Source organism: Bdellovibrio sp. (genome assembly GCF_036384735.1).
Taxonomy (GTDB): domain Bacteria; phylum Bdellovibrionota; class Bdellovibrionia; order Bdellovibrionales; family Bdellovibrionaceae; genus Bdellovibrio.
In genome coordinates this window covers 1-1,933 of sequence record NZ_DASVLT010000060.1, presented here as the reverse complement: position 1 = coordinate 1,933, position 1,933 = coordinate 1, and the positions used below count along the sequence as shown (strand labels likewise).

The 1,933-nt window shown below is 41.1% G+C and carries 4 protein-coding genes; 2 read left to right on the top strand and 2 right to left on the bottom strand.

What is annotated here, in order from left to right:
* Nucleotides 1-577: Crp/Fnr family transcriptional regulator (locus VF412_RS18120; protein WP_331340680.1), on the bottom strand; the 577-nt coding region annotated here is incomplete at its 3' end.
* 83 nt (nucleotides 578-660) lie between these two features.
* Between VF412_RS18120 and VF412_RS18115 the strand changes: the two genes are divergently transcribed.
* Nucleotides 661-1,122: a cupin domain-containing protein gene (locus tag VF412_RS18115; RefSeq protein ID WP_331340679.1), complete on the top strand. Its 462-nt coding sequence runs from the start codon at nucleotides 661-663 to the stop codon at nucleotides 1,120-1,122.
* Nucleotides 1,123-1,314: 192 nt separating this feature from the next.
* Here the strand turns inward: VF412_RS18115 and VF412_RS18110 are convergent, their stop codons facing one another.
* Entirely contained in the window at nucleotides 1,315-1,485 is a 171-nt protein-coding gene (locus VF412_RS18110; protein WP_331340678.1) for a hypothetical protein, read from the bottom strand.
* A gap of 189 nt (nucleotides 1,486-1,674) precedes the next feature.
* On the opposite strand from VF412_RS18110, the gene VF412_RS18105 reads away from it, so the two are divergent.
* The coding region (locus VF412_RS18105) for a hypothetical protein (protein ID WP_331340677.1) at nucleotides 1,675-1,933 on the top strand (259 nt) is incomplete at its 3' end.

The window sequence follows — 1,933 nt, the reverse complement described above, 5'->3', positions numbered from 1 at the left end:
TTTTAATGCGACTCAACTGCACCGGAGTTACTCCCAAGTAACTCGCAAGAGTCACTCCGGAAATTTCTGCAGCAACCATTGGAAACTCTTGGCTAAAACTTTCAAATCGTTCTAGGCCGGTGGTTGAAATAAGCTCGATTTCGCGTTTTTCTTTAAAAATAAAAACTGAAGTCAAAAAGCGATTATAAGCTTTTGAGACCTCATGAGAGGTCTCAAGTAAGGTGCGAATGTTGCTCATGGGAATTTTAAGAAAGCGAACATCAGATAAGGCCTGAACTGAAAATTTATTTGTTCCTTTGTTGAACGTCACATCAAAGCTGCCGATTAAAAAAGAGTCTTTGTAAAAGGCCTTCGTTACTTCGCGACCATCTTCTGTGACCACGTAATAGCGAACAATCCCTTCAAGTAAATATAAGATATGAGTGACCTCGTCGCCAGTTTGAATCAGATGATCGTTTTTATGAGCGGAAACTACTTCGGATTGTTTTAATAGAAAAACCTGCTCGGCTTCGCTGAGTCTTTCTTGAGGATCTAAGAATTTCAGAAATCGTTGTTGGGGTGAATTGTGTTTTTTCATCTAATTTTTCTTTAAAAGCTTAGCATATGTTAAGGATTTTGCCCCATTCAAGATCTATTCTATATTTGAAAGGAAGTGAGAATATGAGCACGGTACTAAAAGAAGCACAGAAAAAACAGGTTCTGCAAAATCTAGGATGGGGTGGCGTTTTTGATGTGACGAGTGATATAACCCGAGGAGCCCTAGGGCTTTACACAATGACGTATGCCGCGGGAACAGAAGGTGCGGAACCGCACTTCCATAAAAAAATGATAGAGATTTTTAACGTCCTCGAAGGTGCTATGTCCGTTTTGATAAATGGGGAGTGGCGCGTGGTTGAAGCAGGGGGCACAGTGATAATTCCAACTATGACTATTCATGGCTTTAAACCTTTGGAGGATCGCAGTTGTAAAATTCAAATCCTCTTTACTCCCAATATGAAGCGTGAGGAGTTTTTCTTGGATTTCCATCTCTACTCTAACGCCACCGATAAAGAGAAATATGAATTCTGGGCTAAGTATGACCAATACCCACCGCAATCTCATCCCGATTACAAAGGAGAATAGACCCAGTAATGCTATAAACCTCATTACTATCAAAAAGACTTCACGAAATTTGTAGATCGAGATCGCGACAATGCTTGTGCCAGCAACAGAAATTTCCGTTGCAAGTGTATTACCGCCGTCACACGCCAACGCCCTTCAAATGTTGTTTCAAAGGGCGTTGCTTTTAAATATGGTTAGACGGGGGCTATAATCTTACTCTCTGTAAGAGCAGGGAATTGCTCTAAAGGACTCTTCGCCGACACTGCCACTTAGATAATCGATATTGTTGTCTGAGTAGCCGGTAGTAAAAGATTGAATGCTAACAATTTTGCCACTTTCAGTTTTTCCAAGACATGATCCGCTTTCAGCGTGTGCAATAGCCATTTGTCACCTCTCGAAGCTAATCGATCCCAAAAAAATTTTGGGAGCATTGACCAAAAGCGGGTGATGTCAACGGATTGATCACGGTTTCCAGCTCTAGAGCAAAGTATGAGTTTAAACTACGCTCGCAATTTGCATGGTCTCTATTGAGTCTTTGTATGAGGCTTCAGAAATGAGGAGTTTATGCGATCTATGAAAGTAATTTTATATTTTTTTGGAATCATCTTAGCTGTGCAAGCAAAAGCCGTTACGAACGAACAGATATTGCAGTCCATGGCTGGAAAGTATGTTTTAATTCCTGATTCTGTTAAAGTGATCGGGTACTCGGCATTAGATTCAAATCCTGAAAGAGGTTGTCGGCCCCGATTCATGATCGACGTAAGAACACTTGATCATGATGAGCGCGGTCTTAGAATTTACAGCCAAGGTGACGGAGAGACTGGTAGTTTTA

Excerpts from the sequence above, each read along its gene's own strand:
- VF412_RS18110 (WP_331340678.1), bottom strand. The coding sequence starts at position 1,485 with ATGGCTATTGCACACGCTGAAAGCGGATCATGTCTTGGAAAAACTGAA.
- VF412_RS18115 (WP_331340679.1), top strand. The coding sequence starts at position 661 with ATGAGCACGGTACTAAAAGAAGCACAGAAAAAACAGGTTCTGCAAAAT.